The following is a 20,012-nucleotide window of genomic DNA, read 5'->3' as shown; positions in this document are numbered from 1 at the left end:
TGTTTTGCCGTCACTTTCCTGATCGCCGTCAACCTGCTGGCTGCGGCAAAGTCAAAGGCATAGAGCGAAACATCTGCTTACAAGTATTTACTATTTATCACTTACATTTAATTATATATTTTATATTATTGCTTATTGTAAATAAATTGATAGCTTATTAAGTGCTTTAGCCTGATATCCTGTCCCTTGAGTAATAATGAACACCGCATTTCTTCAGGTAGTAAAAGACCGTAAACTGGCTCATGATCTGAGGCAGATTGCCGATGATTTTGAAATCCTTGATTTCTTCAGACAATATGGCAGTTCCTGCTTTGCGATGTCGGCCTTGCTGACAGAAGTGCTGGCAGAAAAAGGTTATAGCGCCAGGGTGCAAGGCTGTTACGCAGCCATCAAACAAAACAATAGCGTTTTTTATATTGGCTACAAAGGCTTTGCTCATGACAGACAACGTGAGGGGCATGCCGTTTGCATAGTGGAAGATCAATACCTGCTGGACTTTGGTTTGGGGACACTGAAAAAATTCTATACAGAAGATTTCAGTCACGCCCTGGCATGTGAAGTGACCGGTAACGGAAAAATACTGGGAGCCCTTGATCTTGAGACAGGTGCAAACATTGCCTGGTGGGTAGACTGGATTTCACCTGCGATTGAACAGGAGCTGCTTGCTCAGCAAGCAGGCGTAGAGGCCCTGTTAGGTTTGTACAATGATTTCCAGAAAAATCGCATGTCCTACCTGATCAAGAAAATGTTTGTCAATAATTCCGGTATTCATCATGACCAGCCAGACGCTTTATCACAGACGATTGCCAAGGGGGGAGTTGCCGACAAAAATAATTTTACAGAGTTACTGATATCAGAAGGGTAAGAAATTTTTTCGAACAGTCTGGACTATTTCTCATTCAGTTTCTTGTTTGCCAAAGCCTTGCTCTCTTTTTTGAGGGTTTGGGAAACAGGGCACACTCCCTGCATGAAGGTCACCAGTGTGTTTGCCAGATTGTCGCTCTGCAGGCGATAGAAAACAAATTGCCCGCGCTTGTCGCTGGTGATCAGGCCTGCTGACTCCAGTATGCGTAGATGCTTGGACAGGGATGGCTTGGTCATTTCAAAGCGCGCAGCGATTTCGCCCGCAGACAATTCTGCCTCTGACAAATAAGCAAGAATTTTCCTGCGCGGGGTAGAGGCCAGGGCTTCAAAGACTTTTTCCATAATTGGTCAATGTAGAGCAACGCTACATCATAGCATTTTTGTGGGCAGGCGTATTTTAATTAGTTAATTAGGCATTTGGTTAATTAAATTTTAATGAGACTGTGCTAAAACGTTTTCATTTCTACAATGTTCAGGGTGACATATTGATAAACGAAAAGCTGACGACCCTCTTATGGTCGCAAACGTGGGGCTGGGCTGCCTGATCTTGCGCCTCAACTTCATCAGTGAACAGGTCTATAACTGAGTAGCCCGCCGCAGGTATCGCTGGAGCCACGGGCGTGGTTTTCAGGGAATATGCGATCGACCAGAAAATCGTGAATTGACAGATATAGAGAACAGCGTTCCTTCATGCTTGCATGCCCGGGAACCCTTGCTAATGCCAGGCTCATTTTCTGCTTTTTTTTTATCCACACTGGCATTAAAATCCCGCGCTACCCCGATATTTTGTCGGCGCTGCCACCAGGAAGTACCAGACATGGTTTTTAGTACCGTCACCTTTTTATTCTATTTCCTGCCGGTTTTTCTGGTTTTGTATTTTGCCTTGCCAGGACGATATTACCGTAATGTCGTCTTGTTGCTCGCCAGCCTGATCTTTTATGCCTGGGGGGAGCCCAAAAACCTGCCTTTGTTGCTGATATCCATATTGCTCAATTACCTCTGTGGTCTGGCTATCGGATGGTCGCAGGGAAAAGGTGGCGCTGGCAAAACTGCATTTGCAGCAGGTATTATTTTCAACCTGGCCCTGTTGGCTTACTTTAAGTACTTCAACTTTGCACTGGCAAGCGTGGTTGACATGCTTGCCAGCCTGGGAGTGCCGATGACCAGGCCAGATGCAGTCACTCTGCCTTTGGGGATATCTTTCTTTTCATTTCATGCCATCTCTTACCTGATCGATGTTTATCGCAAAAAAACTGCACATGAAAAGAATCTGCTCGCCCTGGCCATGTACATCACCATGTTCCCGCAACTGATCGCCGGTCCTATCATTCGTTTCTCTACTATTGCCCGGCAGCTGCACCAGCGCCATCATACGCTGCGTCGCGTTGAACTTGGCATCAAGATATTCGTCCTTGGCCTGGCACAAAAAGTCTTGATTGCCAACAGCGTTGCACTGCCAGCTGACCAGATATTTACGCTTGTACCAGAGGCGCTTGGTCTTGCTACTGCGTGGCTGGGGATCAGTTGCTACACCTTGCAGATTTATTTTGATTTTTTCGGATACTCCAACATGGCGATCGGCCTGGGCCTCATGACTGGCTTCACTTTTCCGCGCAATTTCAACTATCCCTATATCGCACTGACAGTAACTGAGTTCTGGCAGCGCTGGCACTTGAGCCTGTCGCGTTGGTTCAGAGATTATCTCTACATACCCCTGGGCGGCAATCGCCGTTCAAGTCTCATCACTTACCGTAATCTGTTTCTGGTTTTCTTTTTATGCGGCTTGTGGCATGGCGCCAATTGGACCTTTGTCATCTGGGGTTTGTATCATGGTGCATTTCTGGTACTTGAACGCCTGGGCTTGCAAAAAATGTTGAAAACTTTGCCGCGAGTCCTGCAGCACACCTACCTGATTATCGTCGTCATGCTGGGTTGGGTTCTTTTCCGTTGTGACAGTTTTGCCCAGGCCCTGCACTATATGCTTGCCATGGCTGGCGGCATGCCCATTGATAACCCGGCTGCACCGGTAATGAGTTTTATGAATGGCACCGTGGCATTTGCTTTGCTTGCGGGTACCCTGGCATCAACCCGCGTGTTCAAATTGTTCACCAGACCAGGGCTGAAAGTGAGATTCCTGACCCCGGCTCTCAGTCTGGCGTTGTTTGCCCTGTCTGCGATCAGCCTGGCAACGGGGGCCTACAATCCCTTTATTTATTTTCGTTTCTGAGATGGGATACCTGTATGCGTGATTCCAGCTCTTTACCTGTGAAAAATCCGGTCCTGCCATTTGCTCGTCTCGGCTTCATTGCCGTCTTTTTGCTGATGTTAATGACCCCTGCAGTATTACATTTAAGTGGGAAAATGCAGGGAGAAACGGCGGAAAACCGGGTGCTGGCAACGCGACCTGGCTTGCCACTGGACATACCGCAATTGTTGAAATTCCCCGCACAGGCAGATGCGTTTCTGAATGATCATTTTGGTCTCAGGTCGATGATGGTGGCATGGAATAACAAACTGCGCTATCACCTGCTGGGTGACATCAATGCCGTGCAACTGACAGCCGGTAAAGACGGGTATATTTTCTTTAATTCTCATGCAGCCAGTGCGCCACTCAGCATGGTCAATTTTTTATGCGGCAAGAACGTCAGTGCAGAAAACCGCGCAGAGATCGTCAGGACCGCCAGTGACTTTATGCAGTTAGCCTTACAGGTGCAGCCCAAGAGTCATTTGTTGCTGGTGCCGACCAAACCCGTGGTTTATGCAGATAAATTACCTGCCTGGTTGCAACAGCAATGCAGTTTTTATACGCCTCCTTTACCGGCCATCGTTACCGTAATGCAGGCTCAGCCTGTTTTTGCCGGCAAAGTGATTTATCCGCTTGTAGAGATGCAGGCACTGAAGTCCAGGTGGCAAGTATACCCAAAACTGACTTTCCATTGGACTGGCGATGGCCCGCAGCCCATAGCACAGCTGGTGGCAGAGAGCCACCTGCAGCGCAGCCGACTGATCACACTGAAGGGAAAACTGCACGACGTTCCGTCCGATATCCAGCAATTTTTGCCTGGTGTGGCATTGATGGTGCCCACAAATGACCCTGACTACGCCAGTGCCGCCATCAATGCCTGTGAAGGTGCAGGTTGTTTTCCCGAGTTCAAAGGTATCGCGGATAAAATAGGCGATGCAACCCGATACAGGCATCAACAAAAAAAAGGCCCCAGATTGTTGCTGATATCAGATTCGTTTGGTCACGGTGTTGCCGGCTTCTTTTCTGAATACTTTGGTGAAGTCTGGCATGTGTCCATGAATGACTTAAACCAGCTGAGTACCGGACAGCGCCAGGCTTTCAGGAAGATACTGTTTGATGATTATGCGCCCGATGAGGTCTTGTATGTTTTCCACGACGCAGCTGTTTCTTATTTTGACAGACAGGCAGGACCCTTGCTGAAAGCTGGTCAATGAAGCCATCAATTCAGAGATTAAAAAATCTGGAACAGTTATAATGCGTTGTATGAAAAAGCTGGCCCGATTGATTTTACTTTGCATGTTAATGCTGACCATTCCCGTGCAGGGGGCCATTGCTGCGTCCCGTTACTGCATTGGCGAGCGTCATTCAACATCACATGTGCAGTTGCAGCAAAGTAAGAGGGATCTTCATGTATTACAAGCGCATACAGATGATGCAGCAACCATAAAAATATCTTTTGATCATTGTCCATCCAGCGGTGATTGCTGTATCGGTGCGATTATTGTCAGTGAACCGCCTGTATTCAAATTACTGCGTCCTGGTTCAGAGAAGGTCGACCTCTTTTTTTCATCTTATACCGGTCACATCAGTGACGGCCCCGAGCGACCACCGCGGTTCTGATTCTTTCCATTCAGATTAATTTCTCCTGAATTTTATTTAATACATGCTTTGCCATGGGTATTGTCGCGCCCGCAGGTTTGTGAACTCACACACTGCGCGCCTGACGCATGGCATCGCCTGCCTCAGATTATTGAAAAAGAAAGAATTCCATGAAAATCACGTTGACTCAATTCAAGATATCCTTTGTTGGCCTGATCTGGCTGCTGGCAGCCGGACAGAGCCAGGCGTCCGGCCAGCATACGGGGGCGCATGAACACAACGATGCAGCTGTCGGCAAGCCAGGTCTTGCCAGTTCCGTCAATCGTACAGTTGCCGTCGACATGAATGACAACATGCGCTTTGGAGCTGACAAACTACAGGTCAGGCAGGGTGAAACCATACGTTTTGTCATCACCAATTCAGGCAAACTCAGGCATGAATTTGTCTTGGGCACCAAGCATGCATTGAAAGAGCATTATGCATTAATGATGAAAAATCCCGAAATGGAACACAGCGAGCCCAATATGCTCACCCTGGCCGGTGGTCAGACAGGGGAGGTTATCTGGCAGTTCAGCAAGGCAGGCAAACTTGAATTCGCCTGCCTGCAAGCGGGTCATTACGACGCCGGTATGAAAGGAAATATCGTGATCAGTAAAGAAATACAAGCTGACGCTACTTCAGGCCCTCAGCAATGATGAAAAGGCCAGGACAAGCTATGTACATCTTGAATTATCTGATATTGACAGTGCTTGTTTGTTGCGGTTTGCCAGCCAGTCATGCTGGCGAGCTACAATCTGCCGGGATGGATAAGGGCCCGTCGGCTATCAACAGCGACTCCGCAGCGGAAATGAGTGAAGCAGAAGTAACCAGGATTGATACTGCAGCCAACAAGATAGGCCTCAAACATGGACCTATCAAAAACCTTGATATGCCAGGCATGAGCATGATTTTTCGTGTTAACGACCCGGCCATGCTGGTAAAACTGCAACCCGGTGACAAAGTAAAATTCAGGGCTGAAAAACGCAATGGTGCAATTTATGTGATGGAGATACAGCTGAGCCGATAAACTCAATATTTCAAGACTTGCCAGGGCCTGGTTTTTGGCCCTGGCTGCAATAAATTACTGGAAATGCAAACCTATAGGGCTCTTAAAACAAGGTTTTTATGTGGTAGCAATTGAGCACATGTGGCAACAAGAAGGTAAAATGTGGCGACTTTACTATTGCCTGCCAATTTTCGCTTCATGAAAAACCTGGATGCACATCATGGAAAAGCGAATGTCTTGCGCCTGGAAAGACACGCCTTCAAGATTGTTATTGCCATGACTCATTTGCATACAGATCGTTTTGTTCAGCTATTGACTTACCTGTTTTTGTTCTGTGGATTATCTGCCTGTACGACTATCCAGAATCAAATCCCGCAAGGTATCTATTCCCCGGAAACCCAACCCCTGCCAGCGCATTTATTGAATGATGAGTCCAAGGCGAATGCGGCTGATTTTGGTTACCTGGTTGGCCCTGGACTGTGTTCTGCAAATTCCAGGAAGACTGCTTTCTTTGTCAGCCTGTCTGGTGGCGGTAGTCGGGCAGCTTATTTTTCTGCCAGGGTTTTACATGAGCTCGATCTTGCCAGGTCTGCGCAGATTACTCCGCACATAGATGGCATATTTTCCGTTTCTGGCGGTAGCCTTACTGCCGCACTGTATGGCATGAGCAGAGACGGGCATGACAAGCTAGATGACGCAAATGTTCAGGGGAATGTGCAACTCAATACCACACTTGCGCGACCCGTCTGGTCAGAAGAACTCACGGACAAGGCACTGACCAAGCAATTGGCCTGGTCCATGGCTTCTGACCTGGTAAAGCCCGTCAATTTATTGCCCTATTTTTTCTGGAATTTATCGAGAACTGATTTGCTGCAACAATCAATAGAGACCCAGATTTTTGGTAATACTGGCGCACCGCTTACTTTCCAGTCACTGAACAAACAGCGCCCGCCAGTGTATATACTGGCGGCAAACGCCACTGTGGGGAGTGACAATTCCTATGCGCCGCAAGCTTTTGGATCGCTGTTTATCTTTGCCACGCCTGACTTTGTCAAGATAGGTGATGATCTTGATTCCGTATCCCTGGCGCGTGCTGTTTCTGCTTCTGCTGCCTTTCCGGGAGTGTTTTCGCCGGTGTCTTTTCCACGTTATCGCCTGAGTCCGCGTGAAAAGCAAATAGGAATGCCAAGATTTGTGCATTTGATTGACGGTGGCAATGCCGACAATCTGGCCTTATTGGGCGTCAAGCGCGCGTTGCTGGAAAACGAACATCGCCTGCTGAAAGACTGTGACAACATTGTTGTTCTTTCTGTTGATGCCTTTGGCAACCAGGGCTTTCATAAAGACAGTGAAAAGCGTGCGACCTCACCTGTAGGTCTGGTATTCGATCATAAAAGCGTACTGGCCAGTTTTGACGCATTATTTGCAGCAAATCGCGCCAGACTTCTGGGTGAATTCAAGTCTCGCATCTTTGTGCCGCCCGCCAATGAAGAATTGTGCTTGAAGGATGGTTTGCCTGATGAAGTCTGCCATGAAGGTGAAACAGATTGGGGCGAAATCAATAGCCTGATCAAGCAGAAACTCTATTTCGTTCATTTAAACTTTGACAGCCCCGAGTTTTCTTCACAGACCAGGGTTCAATGTATCGGAGCTGAGCCTGTTGACGACATGCGTTGCGAGGTAAAGCCTGTCAACGATGCACGGCTGGCATGCGAACAGCGTAATTTGCGCAAGCGTCTCAAGGAGATACCGACAACCTTCGGTCTAAGTGATACCGAGCGCGAAGATATACGTGTTTTTGTGTCCATGTTGAATCACCCTAAAAACATCTGCCTCAACCACCTCTCGGATATTTTATCCAAAGGTGTCAGGCATGAGGACAGCTTCTACGAATTTGCATCGGCAAGCTGTGATGAAACCCATGTGATGAAACGCGGGGTGGGTATCATCAAAGAAAAAAGGCAGTCAAATGAAAACCCGCTTGTGCTGGCCAGGGATGCTGGTGCGGGTAAATATGAAAATAAACCTGAAGAAGATTGCAGTAAATTCCAGCGATACAGTCATGCTGAGAAAATCAAATTCCTGCATGAGGCGAAGTCAAACGATACGAAGTCTGTACTGAATGAAGCGAAAATTCCTGTGCTGAAATCTTCTGCCGAATAGCTCCATCGTTGATACATCTGACTTTACTTCGATTAACAAATAAAGCTTGAGAAATTTTTGACCATTTTATGTCTGCTATCGAACAGAAGCCTGTTTGATAAGCGAGCATACTGAAACCTCATTTCCATGATGAGGAGAGATAAAATGGACTATGAAAGTCAACATATTTATCCTGGCGGCGTCATCACTGAACACAAAGGACCTGGTCCTGAACTAATGGGGGCCAGTACATTGATTGGCGACCACGTTCATAACGAAAACAATGAGCACCTGGGTTCCATCAAAGAAATCATGCTTGATATGGCAAGCGGTCAAGTGACCTATGTCGTGGTGTCGCATGGTGGTTTGCTTGGCATAGGTGAAAAACTGTTTGCGATACCATGGTCAGCACTGGTCCTTGACACTGTCAATAAACGTTTCATTCTGGACATAGACAAAAAACATTTCGAGAATGCACCGGGATTCGACCCTGAGTGCTGGCCAGATATGGCCGATCAGCTTTGGATGGATACGGTCCATGGCTATTACAGCAAATCCGATTAGGATTTCTGCCCTTGCATATCAAGTTTCGTGACCGGGCTTGACCGGTACTTTGCTGGGTTCTACCTGCTTTCACTGCAGAAATGATGTCGATGCAGTTTTTTGTGCGCAACTAATTTCTGATCATCGTTACAAGAACAAAACAAGAGGAAAAATCATGGACTACACAGAAATGCAATTCGCATTGGAGATTTATGAGAAAGCCCTGGCTATTCGTAACCGCCACCTCTTCCGGACCCCCGAACCAATCCGGGAGCAGGAGGCAAAAAAATATACGCTGGAAATTGCGATCAGGGAAGTACTTGCAGAAATAAAAACAACTGCTGCGATTATCAAGGTCAATGGTAACTGAGCAATAATGGAGGCTGTGGTTTTACATTGAAAGTGTAAGATTTTTGCCCTCTGTTCGTATCAGCCACCTTTCAATTTGACGCTTTCCACATCTTGTAAAAACTAGCAGGTCATGGATAGTGCTTGCCCAGCTTGATTCATCCTTCGCCTTCATTGCGCAACTTTTGATTGATTGTGCTGGCAGATATTCACCGGCGTGGCTTCGACGGGCTGCTTGCAGGACGGAGGCAATCGCCATCGTCCGTTTGACCGGCATTGACCAGGGGGAGTAGTGCTGCAATCGGTGCGGTTACTGCCAGTGCAATGGCGGCACCAGCCTTTAACCCCAGTACAGTTTTGTCTATATTGACAACCGGATGCTGGAAATTACCGCGTATATAGATAGGTGCTCTCAGTGACAGTACACGGATACCTTTGCTTTCAGGCTTGATAGTCAAATCCATGGATTCTTGTGACAGATTGATTTTGCCCTCTATCTGCAGAATTGCATCTTCAGTATCGATCCAGAACTCTCTGGTCTGCATCAAACCTTTGCTAACGTTGAAATCACTTACCATACAGTTCAGTTTGACTTGCTTGTCGCCAGTCAGCCTGGCAAGAATCACACTGCCTATGTTCAGCCCCATTTCTTCGAGCAGGAGTTTGCTGATTGTGCCGTGATTGACCCTGGCCCGGATTTCGCCGTCGGCGCCGCCGAGCAGGCTGGCGACAGAATTACCACTGGCAGACAAGGTTGCGTCACCATTGAGTTCGCCGACGCGCATCTGCTGGTTGACCAGGGTAGGGAACAATTGTTTCAATTCTATATGCCGGGCTTTGAGCTTCATGTTGGCGGCAAGTGTATTTTTTTGTACTTTACCACTGCCATCCATGATGATGCTGGAACTCATTTGCCCCCCCGCCATCTCGAAATCCAGCGGTGACAGCGATAAGGTACCATCCTGCAGATGCAGCTTCAGTTTCAGGTTCCTGATGGGCAATTTTTTCTCCCTGACCAGACTGGCTGCATTGAAGCTGACATCTGCATCCATGGCGTTCCAGCGAGCGACCTTGAATGTTTCTACTGGCAATAATTTGTTTGCAGGTTGCACTGCCGGTGCATCACGCTTGATTTTGCTGGCATTCGAGTCCGCGCCTATCAGCGGCGCCAGGTCAGCAGAATTCAATACTTGCGAGCTGACATCTGCTGTCAGGTGAGGGCGTGGCAGTCTGGACTGAAAATCCAGGTTGCCGGCAATATCGCTGGAGCCAACCTTGCCACTGAATTTTTCATATATCCAACGGCTGCTGTGTTGACTCAAGCTGGCCTTCAAATGACCTTCAGTCGAGAATGCCGGTGTTTCCGGGAATACGATACCAGTAAGCGTATACAAACGCGCCATGCTGACCCCTGATGCGCTCAGATGCATGTCAAGCGCGGCTAATTCGCTGGGTTTGGTCAGCGTGCCTTCTACCTTGAGCAAGGTATGGCCCATGCGTACAGTCGCCAGAATGGGGAAAGGTGTGGCCTGCTGTTGCAAGGACAGAATGGAGCCTGCTTTGCCATCAGCAGTCAGTGCTTCGTCTTTCAATTTGCCTTGCAGTTTCCAGCTTATGCCATAGTTCTGTGCTTCAGCCTTGTCGGTTTCATTGATCGTATCAATGTCGACCTCCACATCGGCTTGTCGTACTGCATCGACGAGATGAATTTTTCCCTTGCTTAGTACCAGTTGATGCAGTTCCAACTGCCAGCTTGCTGGTTTTTTCTTTGCCGGGATAGTCCAGTTATTTTTTTGATCTGCGGTACGACGCAAATGGATGACCGGCGCCTCTACACTGAATTGTGGGACGATGATTTTTTTACTGAGCAAGGCAAAAGGGTTCAGGGAGAAATCCAGCTGGCGTATGCTGGCCATTTCTTCTGGCAAGGCGACTGATTTTTCTTTTGCCACCGACAGCTTCAACTCTTCAGGCTGGCCTATGCGTATATCTTGCGCGCGCAGATGTGGCCAGGGAATCTGGTTGCGCCAGCCTGCCAAACCGATGGCTGCCTCCGCTGACGGTTTTTCCCAGATCATGGACAGATCGCCCTGGATGGAGAAGGGGCGGTCAAGCGCCTCGCTGACACTGGCGTTGAGCCAGGGTTTGATACGGTTCCAGTCAAGATTGTCCAGAACCAGCAAGGCAGCGCCGGTGATCGCTGACAGGCTGAGCACGACCAATAGAACAGTACGCTTAAGTCGTTTCATTCGAGGATGCCCAATACTAATAATGAAGACAGACTTCAGGAGACTACAGGATAACTGATATTCGCCCCGCCATATGTACGGTGACGTACCGATGGAAAATTCCGTGATCGCGTCCTTTTTTCAATGACGCCTGTGGATTATGTGAGTGTGTACGCCAGCGTACTGAAATACATGGTCTATCAATTTATAAATATACGTGCCTGACAGTATTCATTCAATGCTCTTGAAAAACAATTCGTACACAGTTCACATCAATCAGAAAAAGAAAGAGGAAAACATCATGTTGGAATCCAACCTGCAAGCAATAAACCATGACGTCAAACTGCTGCTCAAGGACGCCCAGGCCCTGTTTGCCGACGCAGCCACCCTGAGTGGTGAAAAAGCAGAGGAGGCACGCCAGCGCGGCATGCGCATGTTGGACAGCGCACAGAGAAAATTGCATGAAGTGCATAACAGCGCCATTGAGGCAGGCAAGAAAGTGGCGCGTTCAACGGATGACTATGTAAAGGAAAATCCGTGGTGCGCAATCACTGTGGCCGCTGGAGCAGGAGTGCTTTTGGGATTGATCCTGCGAGAGAAGTGAATGGGCAGTCATATATTGATGAAGTCGCGACTACATTCACAGCAAATTGACTATTTGCCGGATAGCGCCACAACCATCAAAATAAAGTCCTTCTGAAAGATTTACTGTTGCTCGTGTCATGAGCAATAGTTCAATCAAATATTGTGTAATGGGCCTGGCTCACAGATGGGATTTCAACATGGGGCTGCATACAAATGATTTTATTTCTTCGTGCTGCCGACATACTCAGTTTTGATCTCTCTTTGAGCCAGGCAGGTAGGGTGATCATCAAGGTGGCAATAAAAAAATCATCCACTGTTGACTAGCTGCTTCCGGATTTACGGAGGGGGTCAATCAACTGGGAAGGAGGCCAGCTCGTGGCCATGTCATGCATGGTCACGACGAGTGAAGTGGATTGTTTTATTATTATTTGCGATAATAAAAATGCTTTTTGTAAGATATCTTCTTGCTGAAATAATTTGGTTCCCTTTTATTTGGGAATGCTTGATCTGAATAATCAGAAAATGAACATTAAAACTAAAATAGTTTCTCTCTTTTTTATCATCCTGAGCCTGGGATTTTCATTATCAGTAAGGGCCGCAGAAAAAAATCAAATCCCGATTGATGAGGAGACAATATTTATTTGTTCAAATCTGGATATGTACGCAGATTTCGCTTTGAATGGACGTGACTCTGCGATGCCCAGAGACGCGGCGTTCAAGATAGTTAGTGACTCGATGAAGCGAAACCTGAAAACCTCAACTGATACGCTGTCAGCGTATGTTGCTGTTGTCGGCAAATTATATGACCTGATCTATGCTGATCCTGCAATCAAGCGTACGGGAGCTCAGGCAGCAATTGTCGAAGCCTGCTCCCAATACAAGGGGCGAAAGGCAGATAAACGCGCTATCAACGACTATCTTGATCAGCATCCACTGTCCGCATGGGACCCGTTGGAGCGAGTACCACTGTGTGAAAAAATTGCCCAATCTGCATCAAATTTGGCCGCTGCCAGAGATAAGGGAATATCGAAAGAAAGTGCCGATGCCATGGCAAGAGGTGGATTGCAAAATGACCAGTTGACACTGCGTTCAGTGCCCCAACTTCTTACAGAAGTTTATGAAAATCCTGATGTCGGGACTTTTTATATCTATGGATACAATGTGGCAAGATGCCGGGCCAAGGAGAAAAACGAAAAATATCTTGAATTGAGAGAGATGAACTCACGTATTCGCAATTGTCAGAAATTGGAGAAAAAAGACGATGAACTCCAGTGCGTGCGAACTATGTTTGATTTATAAGTCAGACAGATTCAATAAGAACAAATGTCAGATATGTCAGGCGGCAGTTTTGAAGGCCGCTGACTTAAATCCTCTAAGCAGATTTGTTGTGGTCCGGGCAAGTTTAAATTGATTTTCCAACAAAAAAACCGCAACAATTGAAGCTGTTGCGGTTTTTTGTATTTGGCAGCTTGTGCTGCCATAAAATTCTGGTGGTGATAGGTGGACTTGAACCACCGACCCCAGCATTATGAGTGCTGTGCTCTAACCAGCTGAGCTATATCACCAAGAAGCCTGCGATTATGTCAGTTTGACGATCTGCTGTCAATACTTGGGCAAATTTTTTGCAATAAACTGCTTGAGTTGGTATAAAAAGCAAGGCTTAGCAATGCTTGTTTGCCAGTTTCCGGTTTTTTCCTCTTTGAATCCTGGATTTTGCTCACTGGCTTTTGCTTAATTTATTACTTCCATCACTGACTTCACGCTGGCCATGATCTGTGCCTGTACATCACCTGCCAGGCAGTCGATGATGATGCGGTCGGGCATGGATCTTAGCCAGGTCATCTGGCGTTTGGCCAGTTGACGGGTGGCGATGATGCCGAGTTCGCGCATTTCTGCCAGGTTTGTGATGCCATCGAGATAATCCCAGGCCTGGCGATAGCCTACGCAGCGTATTGACGGCAGATTGGCGTGCAGGTCCGGCCTTTGTTTGAGTGCCTTCACTTCATCGATAAAGCCATGCCTGAGCATGATGTCAAAGCGCAGGGCAATGCGCTGGTGCAGCACGCTGCGGTCGGACGGTTCCAGCGAGATGGCGTGCATGGTGAAGGGCACTGCGGTTTTTTCCTGTTTTGCCAGCAGGGCAGACATGGGCTGGCCAGTCAGGGCGATGATTTCCAGGGCGCGTTGTATGCGCTGGCTGTCTTGTGGCTTGAGGCGTGCCGCAGTCTCGGGATCCAGTGTGGCCAGGCGGGCATGCAGGCCGGGTACGCCGATCCGTGCGGCTTCTGCATCAAGTTCTGCCCGTATGGCCGGGTCGGCGCCGGGCAGGTCATCCAGACCATCCATCAGGGCTTTGAAGTACATCATGGTGCCACCCACCAGCAATGGTAGTTTGCCACGTGACTGTATGTCGGTCACCAGCCTTTGTGTGTCTTTGCGAAATTGTGCGACTGAGTAAGATTCAGCCGGATCAATGATGTCTATCAGGTGGTGTGGCACGGCGGCCAGTTCTTCGGCAGTGGGCTTGGCTGTACCGATGTTCATGTCACGGTACACCAGGGCAGAATCGACCGAGATGATTTCGGCCGGATAATGTCTGGCAATTTCCAGGGCGGCGGCAGTCTTGCCCGAGGCGGTAGGCCCCATGATGGCGATGACGGGCGGTTCTTTGTTTTGTTTTGTGTTGTTCATGCGGTTTGCTCTGCGCGGGCTGCTGCCAGCATGGGAAGAATGTATACTGAAATGAAGATCAGTGTACCCATGCAGCAAGCGATGACGGCCAGCGGGTACACGGTGCCGTTATGGCTGCCGCCAACGACAGTGCCGACGATAAAGGCAACCAGCATGTAGAGCGCGCCCATCAGGCCTGCGGCAGTACCTGCCTGTTGCGGGAATGGTGAGACAGAATTGGACTGGGAAATCGGAAAGTTGATGCCATGCGCACCCATTACCAGAAACATGACAGACGGTACCATGGACCAGTGATGGGTACCGGCAATGACCAGTGCTAAAAAGATCGCACCGGCAGCCAGTGACAGGCTGCTGCCTAGGCGTAGTGTGATGGTGGCACCAAAGCGTGCGTGCAGGTGACGGCAGACCACGGTACCGGCGAGGTAGCCTGACACGCCAAAGGCAAAGCAGTAACCAAACCACGCAGTGGGCAGTGCAAGTACTTTGATCAGTACCACTGACGAGCCGGATATGAAGACGAAGATAGAGCCGTATGACAGTGCGCCCGGTAGGGCGTACATCCAGAACAGCGGTGAGCCAAGCACGATGCGGTAATTACGCAGCAAGCCCGAGATGTCGGTGGCCTTGGGGTCTTTGTACAAATTGGTTTCTGGCAGGCGCAAGATGACTGTGATCAGCAAAATCAGTGCCAGCAGTGCGTGTATGGAGAATGCTGCGCGCCAGCCTACATTCACCTGCAGGAAAGAGCCCAGAATTGGTCCCAGCAACGGTGCGGCTGAAAACCAGGTGCTGGCCCTGGAAATCAGTTTAATGCTGTCTTGTGGTTGGTATGCATCCCTGATAATGGCGCGCGCGATGATGACGGCCGAGCAGCAGCCCAGTGCCTGTAAGAAGCGCGCCATGATCAGCATACCCATGCTTTGCGACAGGCCGCACAGCAGGCTGGCCAGCAGGTACAGGCCCAGGCCGGCGATGACGATGGGGCGACGGCCAAAACGGTCTGACAGGGGGCCAATCACCAGTTGTGCACCGCCAAACCCTGCCACAAACAGGGACAAGGTCAACTGCACCGTTGATGGCGGTACGGAAAACACCGTGGCCAGGCTCGGTAATGACGCCAGGTAAAGGTCGGTTGACAGCGGCTGCAGCATGAGAAAAGCGGTAATCAGGAAAAACAGCGGCGCTGCACGGAATTGTTCCAGTGACTGGGGTCTGCTCGTATCAGTCATGTTTGCCTGCGCCCTACTGACCGCGCAGGAACATTTTGTCCAGGTCATTCAAGCCCAGCTGCACCCAGGTCGGGCGACCATGGTTGCACTGGTCTGACCGCTCTGTCTGTTCCATCTGCCGCAGCAAGGCATTCATCTCAGGCACGGTCAGGCTGCGGTTGGCGCGCACGGCGGTATGGCAGGCCAAGGTGCCAAGCAATTCATTGCGCCTGTCTATCAAGACGCGTGAGCCACCGAATTCGCGTACTTCACGCAAGACATCGCGGGCCAGCGATTGAGCATCGGCATTTTTCAGCAGTGCAGGTACGGCACGCACGGCCAGGGTGGTTGGCGATATCGCAGCCATGTCAAAGCCCAGCGACTTCAGGGTATCCTGATGCTCCTCCACCGTGCCGACTTCGACGGCATCGGCGTAAAAAGTGACAGGGATTAGCATGGGCTGGACAGGCATGGCATTTTCATCGAGGGCATTCTTGAGTTGCTCGTACAGAATGCGTTCATGGGCGGCATGCATGTCGACCAGGATCAGTCCCTTGCTGTTTTGCGCCAGCACATACACTCCATGCAGTTGCGCCAGGGCAAAACCCAGTGGATGTTCGTCTTCTGGCAGGCTGTTACCGGCAAAAGGTGTGTTGGCGGGGGCATTGATGGCCGGACTGTCATTACCTGGCCGGAAGAAAGCCCCATAGCTTTCCAGGCTTTGCGCGACGTTGCCATTCGGGGCGGGGCGGTAAGGGGTTTGGTAATTGCCATAACCATTTCCGTTGCTGCCACCGCTACTCCCATTGCCGCCTCCAATACCGCTGGCATAGGGTGATGGATTGGCAAACTGCGCTGCAAACGTGGTTTGCTCACCATTGATCCAGGGCATGTTATTGCCCGATACTGCCGTCGCTGGTGCTGGCACCGTGCCAAATGACGTGGCTGAAGTCTGCGCCAGTGCCCGGCTGACGGCGTGGAAGACAAACTGGTGCACTGAGCGGCTGTCGCGGAAGCGCACTTCGATTTTTGAAGGATGGACATTCACATCCACCAGCGCCGGGTCGAGGTCCAGTCCCAGCACATACGAGGGATAGCGGTCGCCATGCAAGACATCCTGATAGGCAGCACGTACTGCATGGGTCAGCAGCTTGTCGCGGACAAAGCGGCCATTGACATAAAAGAATTGCGCATCGGCTCTTGCCTTGGAGGCAGTCGGCAAACCGACAAAGCCATGCAGGCGCAAGGGACCTGCGCTTTCATCAAGGTGCAGACGTGCGCTGGAAAAAGCTTCCCCCAGAATCTGTGCGCTGCGCTTATCGATGGCGCTGACGTTCCAGTGATCCACCGCCTTGCCATTATGACTGAGCGAGAAGGATACATCCGGCCTGGCCAGGGCGATGCGGCGTACGATTTCTGCGCAATGCCCAAATTCTGTCTGTTCAGACTTCAAAAATTTCCGTCTGGCTGGTGTGTTGTAATACAGGTCCTGCACATCGACCGTGGTCCCCTGTGCACCTGAGGCTGGTGTGACCTTGCCATTTTCTATCTGCCAGGCATGCGGTGCGTCGGCCGTGCGGGTGGTCAGCGTCAGCAGGGCGACCGAGGCAATGGATGCAAGCGCTTCACCGCGAAAACCCAGGGTGCCGACGTTTTCCAGATCATCCAGTGAGGCGATCTTGGAAGTAGCGTGCCTGGCTACTGCCAATGGCAACTGGTCTGCCGGTATGCCACGACCGTTGTCGGTAATGGCGATGCGTTTGACTCCCCCTTCTTCCAGGCGGATGACGATATTGCTGGCGCCGGCATCAAGAGCGTTTTCGAGCACTTCCTTGACGACGGCAGACGGGCGTTCTACCACTTCGCCGGCGGCGATCTGGGAAATCAGGTTATCGGGCAGGGCCTGTATGGGGCGGTGGGGTGTGCTGTTCGAATTCATCCCATGATTATACCTGTCAGGCGTCGCAGTTCGCGCCGTCTGGTGTATGATTGCGGCGGCTTTATGTACAGACTATCTAGACCCTGGGACAATAATGGATTTTATGCAACTCCTCGACATGATTTTGCATGTCGATAAAATGCTGGGTAGCTTCGTTACGCAGTATGGCATGCTGGTGTATGTCATTTTGTTTGCTATCGTTTTTTGCGAAACGGCTTTTGTTGTTTTCCCTTTTTTGCCAGGGGATTCCCTGCTATTCATCGCCGGAGCCTTGTGCGCTTCTCCCGACTCGCCTTTGAATGTCTGGGTATTGATTGCCTTGCTGGTGGTTGCATCGATAACGGGTAATTCCATCAATTACTGGATAGGCAGCCTGATAGGCCACAAGGTGATGGAAAAAGATGTTCGCTGGATAGACCGCAATGCCTTGATGAAGACCCATGAGTTTTATGAAAAGCATGGTGGCAAGACAGTCGTGCTGGCGCGGTTCATCCCGCTGGTACGTACCTTTGCTCCTTTCGTGGCAGGTTTTTCTGAAATGACGCACAAGACTTTTCAGCTCTACAATGTACTCGGTGCCTTGTTGTGGGTATTCAGTGTCGTGCTGAGTGGATATTATTTTGGCAACATCCCTATCTTCCGTGATCATTTGAACACCATCGTCCTGATTGGTGTTGCCACCGCTGTCGTGCCTGTCGTACTAGGTGGCCTGTGGCGCCTTTTCAGGCGCAAACGTACCGTGTCGTGAAACCCGGGCACACCTCTTCAAGTGTAGTCTGGTTGCATGTCGATGCACCACAGAAGCCGGTCATGGGGCAGACTTGCAATGGATGTGGGGTCTGTTGCGCCGCTGAACCCTGTCCAGTGGCCAGGGTGTTTCTTTGGCAGTTTCGTGGTTCTTGCCAGGCATTGGAATGGCATGCCGATGCAAGGCAATATCGCTGCGGCATGCTGGTGCAGCCAGCTCACTATGTAGCCTGGCTGCCGCGAGGGACGCAGACATGGTTTGCGCGGCGTGTCAGGCGCTGGATAGCTGCTGATACGGTTTGTGATTCTGATGCTGATACAGACAGTCAATCCCGGTCTATCTGAATAGTATTGGCAGTATGCTGGCACAGACCAAGGCTACTGCCACGTTACCCGCCACCAGTCTGGCCGGGGCACTTAGGTCCGGCTTCAATTCATTTGCATTCATTTTTTCTTCCAGGGCTTTGGCAATTCTGCCCACCGTTTCTTCACGGTTTTCTGAGCCGGCTGCCGGATTGTTTTCCAATACCCGGCTGATTACGGAAATGAAATCAAACTTTTGCAAAAGCGCAGTGAAGACAAGTTTGTTGACTGGCGATTGCTCGCTCAGTTTGTTTAGCAGGGTTTTTATCTTTTCATGAATGGCGGCGCTGGAATTGCCTGCGGCATGGGCATTGTCCAGCAATTGCGGGTAGTTATCAGCCAGTTTGCCAACAACAAACTGACTGAGGTCAGGCCCATGCTGCTCGACCAGAAAATGCAGGGCCGCAGCGACCCCCTGTTTTTTACCCATCAGAAAATACAGTATGGGGGCCAGCAAAGTAGTCAGACAAAGCATTAACCAGGGCAGGCCACTGTTATACCTGCCAGCCCAGTTCGCGAAAAACAGGAACAACACCAGGTTGAAGAAGAGCCCGAACACGGTATAGCCTATCAGGCGGGACGTGATTTTAACGCCGGCCAGGGCAGTTACATTCAAGATGGTTTTGATTGCCATAGAGCTAGGTGCTTCCTGTAAGGAGGGAAAAGCTGTCCCCCTGATGTTTTATCAATGTTGATAAATCATAGCATACAGATAACATCAAACCTCAAAATGCATGCTGATCCGCTATCGCGTCATCAATATCAGGCGTAAGGCCAGCATCAAAAGCACGGCGGCCAGCAGGCGCGCCTGCAATCTGGCAGCATGGGCGTAGCGGGCCAGCATCTGGCGGATGGCATGACCAAAGCTGCCGAGCAAGGCGTGAAACACTGTGCTGATGAAGGTCAATATCAAGCCCAATACCAGTAATTGCTGCCAGGCTGGGCCAGCTTGCATGTCCACAAATTGCGGCAGGAACACCATAAAGAACAATAAAGCCTTGGGGTTGAGCAGGCTGTTGAGGGTTGCCTGTGCAAATACTGTGGTTAAGGAGATCGGAGGCGCCGTGCTATCTGCTGACTTGCCACTGCTGCCAGTAGTGCGCAGAGCTTTCCAGGCCAGCCACAATAAATACACAGCACCTGCATAGCGTATCAGGTCAAAAGAAGGGGGCCAGGCCGTGATGATGGCGGTGATGCCGCTGGCTGTCAGTATGGTCAGCACGATATCGGCAACAGCAATACCTGCCGCCGCAGCGATACCACCGCGCGTGCCGTATTGCATGCCACAAGTCATGACAAAGGCCATATTCGGGCCTGGAGAGCAAAGCAGAAGCAAAACGGCAATACAGAAGGTGGTGAAGGTGCTCATGCTGATCATGGCTTGCATCCTTTAGTGATTGATTGCAGAAAAGATGCTGGCAGTGTAGCCTTTTGACCTGATACAGTAAAAAAAATGTTCTAGATA

Annotated in this window: 19 protein-coding genes and 1 tRNA gene; 12 read left to right on the top strand and 8 right to left on the bottom strand. The window is 49.9% G+C overall.

Annotation, left to right across the window (positions count from 1 at the left end; all coding sequences use genetic code 11):
• Nucleotides 1–196 precede the first annotated feature (196 nt).
• On the top strand, nt 197–865 hold the full coding sequence (locus LZ463_RS09805) for a hypothetical protein (protein ID WP_241455443.1): 669 nt from the start codon (nt 197–199) through the stop codon (nt 863–865).
• 23 nt (nt 866–888) lie between these two features.
• Here the strand turns inward: LZ463_RS09805 and LZ463_RS09800 are convergent, their stop codons facing one another.
• The gene (locus tag LZ463_RS09800) at nt 889–1,206 is read right to left on the bottom strand and encodes a metalloregulator ArsR/SmtB family transcription factor (RefSeq protein WP_241455442.1); all 318 of its coding nucleotides are present in this window, start codon (nt 1,204–1,206) and stop codon (nt 889–891) included.
• 475 nt (nt 1,207–1,681) lie between these two features.
• Here LZ463_RS09800 and LZ463_RS09795 point away from each other — a divergent pair, with 475 nt between their 5' ends.
• From LZ463_RS09795 to LZ463_RS09760, 8 genes are all read left to right on the top strand, one after another.
• A complete protein-coding gene (locus LZ463_RS09795) occupies nt 1,682–3,091 on the top strand; it encodes an MBOAT family O-acyltransferase (RefSeq protein ID WP_241455441.1) in 1,410 nt (469 codons plus the stop codon).
• A 14-nt stretch (nt 3,092–3,105) separates the two neighbouring features.
• Nucleotides 3,106–4,323, top strand: a complete 1,218-nt coding sequence (locus LZ463_RS09790) for an alginate O-acetyltransferase AlgX-related protein (protein ID WP_241455440.1) — start codon at nt 3,106–3,108, stop codon at nt 4,321–4,323.
• 49 nt (nt 4,324–4,372) lie between these two features.
• Nucleotides 4,373–4,729 carry a hypothetical protein gene (locus LZ463_RS09785; RefSeq protein WP_241455439.1) on the top strand — a complete coding sequence of 119 codons (357 nt, stop codon included), beginning with the start codon at nt 4,373–4,375 and terminating at the stop codon, nt 4,727–4,729.
• Nucleotides 4,730–4,878: 149 nt separating this feature from the next.
• Nucleotides 4,879–5,403 (top strand): cupredoxin domain-containing protein, encoded by a 525-nt coding sequence (locus LZ463_RS09780; RefSeq protein ID WP_241455438.1) that lies wholly within the window; start codon nt 4,879–4,881, stop codon nt 5,401–5,403.
• Between the two features lie 20 nt (nt 5,404–5,423).
• Nucleotides 5,424–5,774: a copper-binding protein gene (locus LZ463_RS09775; protein ID WP_241455437.1), complete on the top strand. Its 351-nt coding sequence runs from the start codon at nt 5,424–5,426 to the stop codon at nt 5,772–5,774.
• A 141-nt stretch (nt 5,775–5,915) separates the two neighbouring features.
• Complete coding sequence (locus LZ463_RS09770) at nt 5,916–7,916, top strand: patatin-like phospholipase family protein (RefSeq protein ID WP_241455436.1); 2,001 nt, start codon at nt 5,916–5,918, stop codon at nt 7,914–7,916.
• Between the two features lie 144 nt (nt 7,917–8,060).
• Nucleotides 8,061–8,459, top strand: a complete 399-nt coding sequence (locus LZ463_RS09765) for a PRC-barrel domain-containing protein (RefSeq protein WP_241455435.1) — start codon at nt 8,061–8,063, stop codon at nt 8,457–8,459.
• Nucleotides 8,460–8,613: 154 nt separating this feature from the next.
• On the top strand, nt 8,614–8,808 hold the full coding sequence (locus LZ463_RS09760; RefSeq protein WP_241455434.1) for a hypothetical protein: 195 nt from the start codon (nt 8,614–8,616) through the stop codon (nt 8,806–8,808).
• Between the two features lie 187 nt (nt 8,809–8,995).
• Here LZ463_RS09760 and LZ463_RS09755 read toward each other — a convergent pair whose 3' ends face one another.
• Nucleotides 8,996–11,035 carry an AsmA family protein gene (locus LZ463_RS09755; RefSeq protein WP_241455433.1) on the bottom strand — a complete coding sequence of 680 codons (2,040 nt, stop codon included), beginning with the start codon at nt 11,033–11,035 and terminating at the stop codon, nt 8,996–8,998.
• Nucleotides 11,036–11,315: 280 nt separating this feature from the next.
• Here LZ463_RS09755 and LZ463_RS09750 point away from each other — a divergent pair, with 280 nt between their 5' ends.
• On the top strand, nt 11,316–11,618 hold the full coding sequence (locus LZ463_RS09750; RefSeq protein WP_241455432.1) for an ElaB/YgaM/YqjD family protein: 303 nt from the start codon (nt 11,316–11,318) through the stop codon (nt 11,616–11,618).
• Nucleotides 11,619–12,121: 503 nt separating this feature from the next.
• Nucleotides 12,122–12,898, top strand: coding sequence for a hypothetical protein (locus LZ463_RS09745; RefSeq protein ID WP_241455431.1), 777 nt, complete (start codon nt 12,122–12,124; stop codon nt 12,896–12,898).
• Nucleotides 12,899–13,087: 189 nt separating this feature from the next.
• Here the strand turns inward: LZ463_RS09745 and LZ463_RS09740 are convergent.
• The 4 genes from LZ463_RS09740 to mutL form a co-directional block, all read right to left on the bottom strand.
• Nucleotides 13,088–13,164: transfer RNA gene (locus LZ463_RS09740), tRNA-Met, on the bottom strand.
• Between the two features lie 166 nt (nt 13,165–13,330).
• Nucleotides 13,331–14,290 (bottom strand): tRNA (adenosine(37)-N6)-dimethylallyltransferase MiaA, encoded by a 960-nt coding sequence (gene miaA, locus LZ463_RS09735; protein ID WP_241455430.1) that lies wholly within the window; start codon nt 14,288–14,290, stop codon nt 13,331–13,333.
• Nucleotides 14,287–15,519: a multidrug effflux MFS transporter gene (locus LZ463_RS09730; protein ID WP_241455429.1), complete on the bottom strand. Its 1,233-nt coding sequence runs from the start codon at nt 15,517–15,519 to the stop codon at nt 14,287–14,289. Before LZ463_RS09730 ends, miaA begins: the two co-directional genes overlap by 4 nt.
• Nucleotides 15,520–15,532: 13 nt before the next feature.
• The gene (mutL, locus tag LZ463_RS09725) at nt 15,533–17,437 is read right to left on the bottom strand and encodes a DNA mismatch repair endonuclease MutL (protein WP_241455428.1); all 1,905 of its coding nucleotides are present in this window, start codon (nt 17,435–17,437) and stop codon (nt 15,533–15,535) included.
• Nucleotides 17,438–17,531: 94 nt separating this feature from the next.
• On the opposite strand from mutL, the gene LZ463_RS09720 reads away from it, so the two are divergent.
• The gene (locus tag LZ463_RS09720; RefSeq protein ID WP_241455427.1) at nt 17,532–18,185 is read left to right on the top strand and encodes a DedA family protein; all 654 of its coding nucleotides are present in this window, start codon (nt 17,532–17,534) and stop codon (nt 18,183–18,185) included.
• Between the two features lie 336 nt (nt 18,186–18,521).
• On the opposite strand, the gene LZ463_RS09715 is transcribed toward LZ463_RS09720, so the two are convergent.
• Nucleotides 18,522–19,181 carry a hypothetical protein gene (locus LZ463_RS09715; RefSeq protein ID WP_241455426.1) on the bottom strand — a complete coding sequence of 220 codons (660 nt, stop codon included), beginning with the start codon at nt 19,179–19,181 and terminating at the stop codon, nt 18,522–18,524.
• Between the two features lie 111 nt (nt 19,182–19,292).
• Nucleotides 19,293–19,925: a LysE family translocator gene (locus tag LZ463_RS09710; RefSeq protein ID WP_241455425.1), complete on the bottom strand. Its 633-nt coding sequence runs from the start codon at nt 19,923–19,925 to the stop codon at nt 19,293–19,295.
• Between the last annotated feature and the right edge of the window lie 87 nt (nt 19,926–20,012).

This window comes from Undibacterium paludis (assembly GCF_022568815.1).
Taxonomy (GTDB): domain Bacteria; phylum Pseudomonadota; class Gammaproteobacteria; order Burkholderiales; family Burkholderiaceae_D; genus Undibacterium.
Note: the sequence above shows the minus strand (reverse complement) of the source record. Positions and strands in the feature narration are given on the sequence as shown.

Coding starts and splice junctions, on each gene's coding strand:
- LZ463_RS09745 (WP_241455431.1), top strand. CDS start 12,122: ATGAACATTAAAACTAAAATAGTTTCTCTCTTTTTTATCATCCTGAGC.
- mutL (WP_241455428.1), bottom strand. CDS start 17,437: ATGAATTCGAACAGCACACCCCACCGCCCCATACAGGCCCTGCCCGAT.
- LZ463_RS09720 (WP_241455427.1), top strand. CDS start 17,532: ATGGATTTTATGCAACTCCTCGACATGATTTTGCATGTCGATAAAATG.
- LZ463_RS09710 (WP_241455425.1), bottom strand. CDS start 19,925: ATGATCAGCATGAGCACCTTCACCACCTTCTGTATTGCCGTTTTGCTT.
- LZ463_RS09715 (WP_241455426.1), bottom strand. CDS start 19,181: ATGGCAATCAAAACCATCTTGAATGTAACTGCCCTGGCCGGCGTTAAA.
- LZ463_RS09755 (WP_241455433.1), bottom strand. CDS start 11,035: ATGAAACGACTTAAGCGTACTGTTCTATTGGTCGTGCTCAGCCTGTCA.
- LZ463_RS09805 (WP_241455443.1), top strand. CDS start 197: ATGAACACCGCATTTCTTCAGGTAGTAAAAGACCGTAAACTGGCTCAT.
- LZ463_RS09775 (WP_241455437.1), top strand. CDS start 5,424: ATGTACATCTTGAATTATCTGATATTGACAGTGCTTGTTTGTTGCGGT.
- LZ463_RS09780 (WP_241455438.1), top strand. CDS start 4,879: ATGAAAATCACGTTGACTCAATTCAAGATATCCTTTGTTGGCCTGATC.
- LZ463_RS09785 (WP_241455439.1), top strand. CDS start 4,373: ATGAAAAAGCTGGCCCGATTGATTTTACTTTGCATGTTAATGCTGACC.
- LZ463_RS09730 (WP_241455429.1), bottom strand. CDS start 15,519: ATGACTGATACGAGCAGACCCCAGTCACTGGAACAATTCCGTGCAGCG.
- LZ463_RS09800 (WP_241455442.1), bottom strand. CDS start 1,206: ATGGAAAAAGTCTTTGAAGCCCTGGCCTCTACCCCGCGCAGGAAAATT.
- miaA (WP_241455430.1), bottom strand. CDS start 14,290: ATGAACAACACAAAACAAAACAAAGAACCGCCCGTCATCGCCATCATG.
- LZ463_RS09795 (WP_241455441.1), top strand. CDS start 1,682: ATGGTTTTTAGTACCGTCACCTTTTTATTCTATTTCCTGCCGGTTTTT.
- LZ463_RS09750 (WP_241455432.1), top strand. CDS start 11,316: ATGTTGGAATCCAACCTGCAAGCAATAAACCATGACGTCAAACTGCTG.
- LZ463_RS09790 (WP_241455440.1), top strand. CDS start 3,106: ATGCGTGATTCCAGCTCTTTACCTGTGAAAAATCCGGTCCTGCCATTT.
- LZ463_RS09760 (WP_241455434.1), top strand. CDS start 8,614: ATGGACTACACAGAAATGCAATTCGCATTGGAGATTTATGAGAAAGCC.
- LZ463_RS09765 (WP_241455435.1), top strand. CDS start 8,061: ATGGACTATGAAAGTCAACATATTTATCCTGGCGGCGTCATCACTGAA.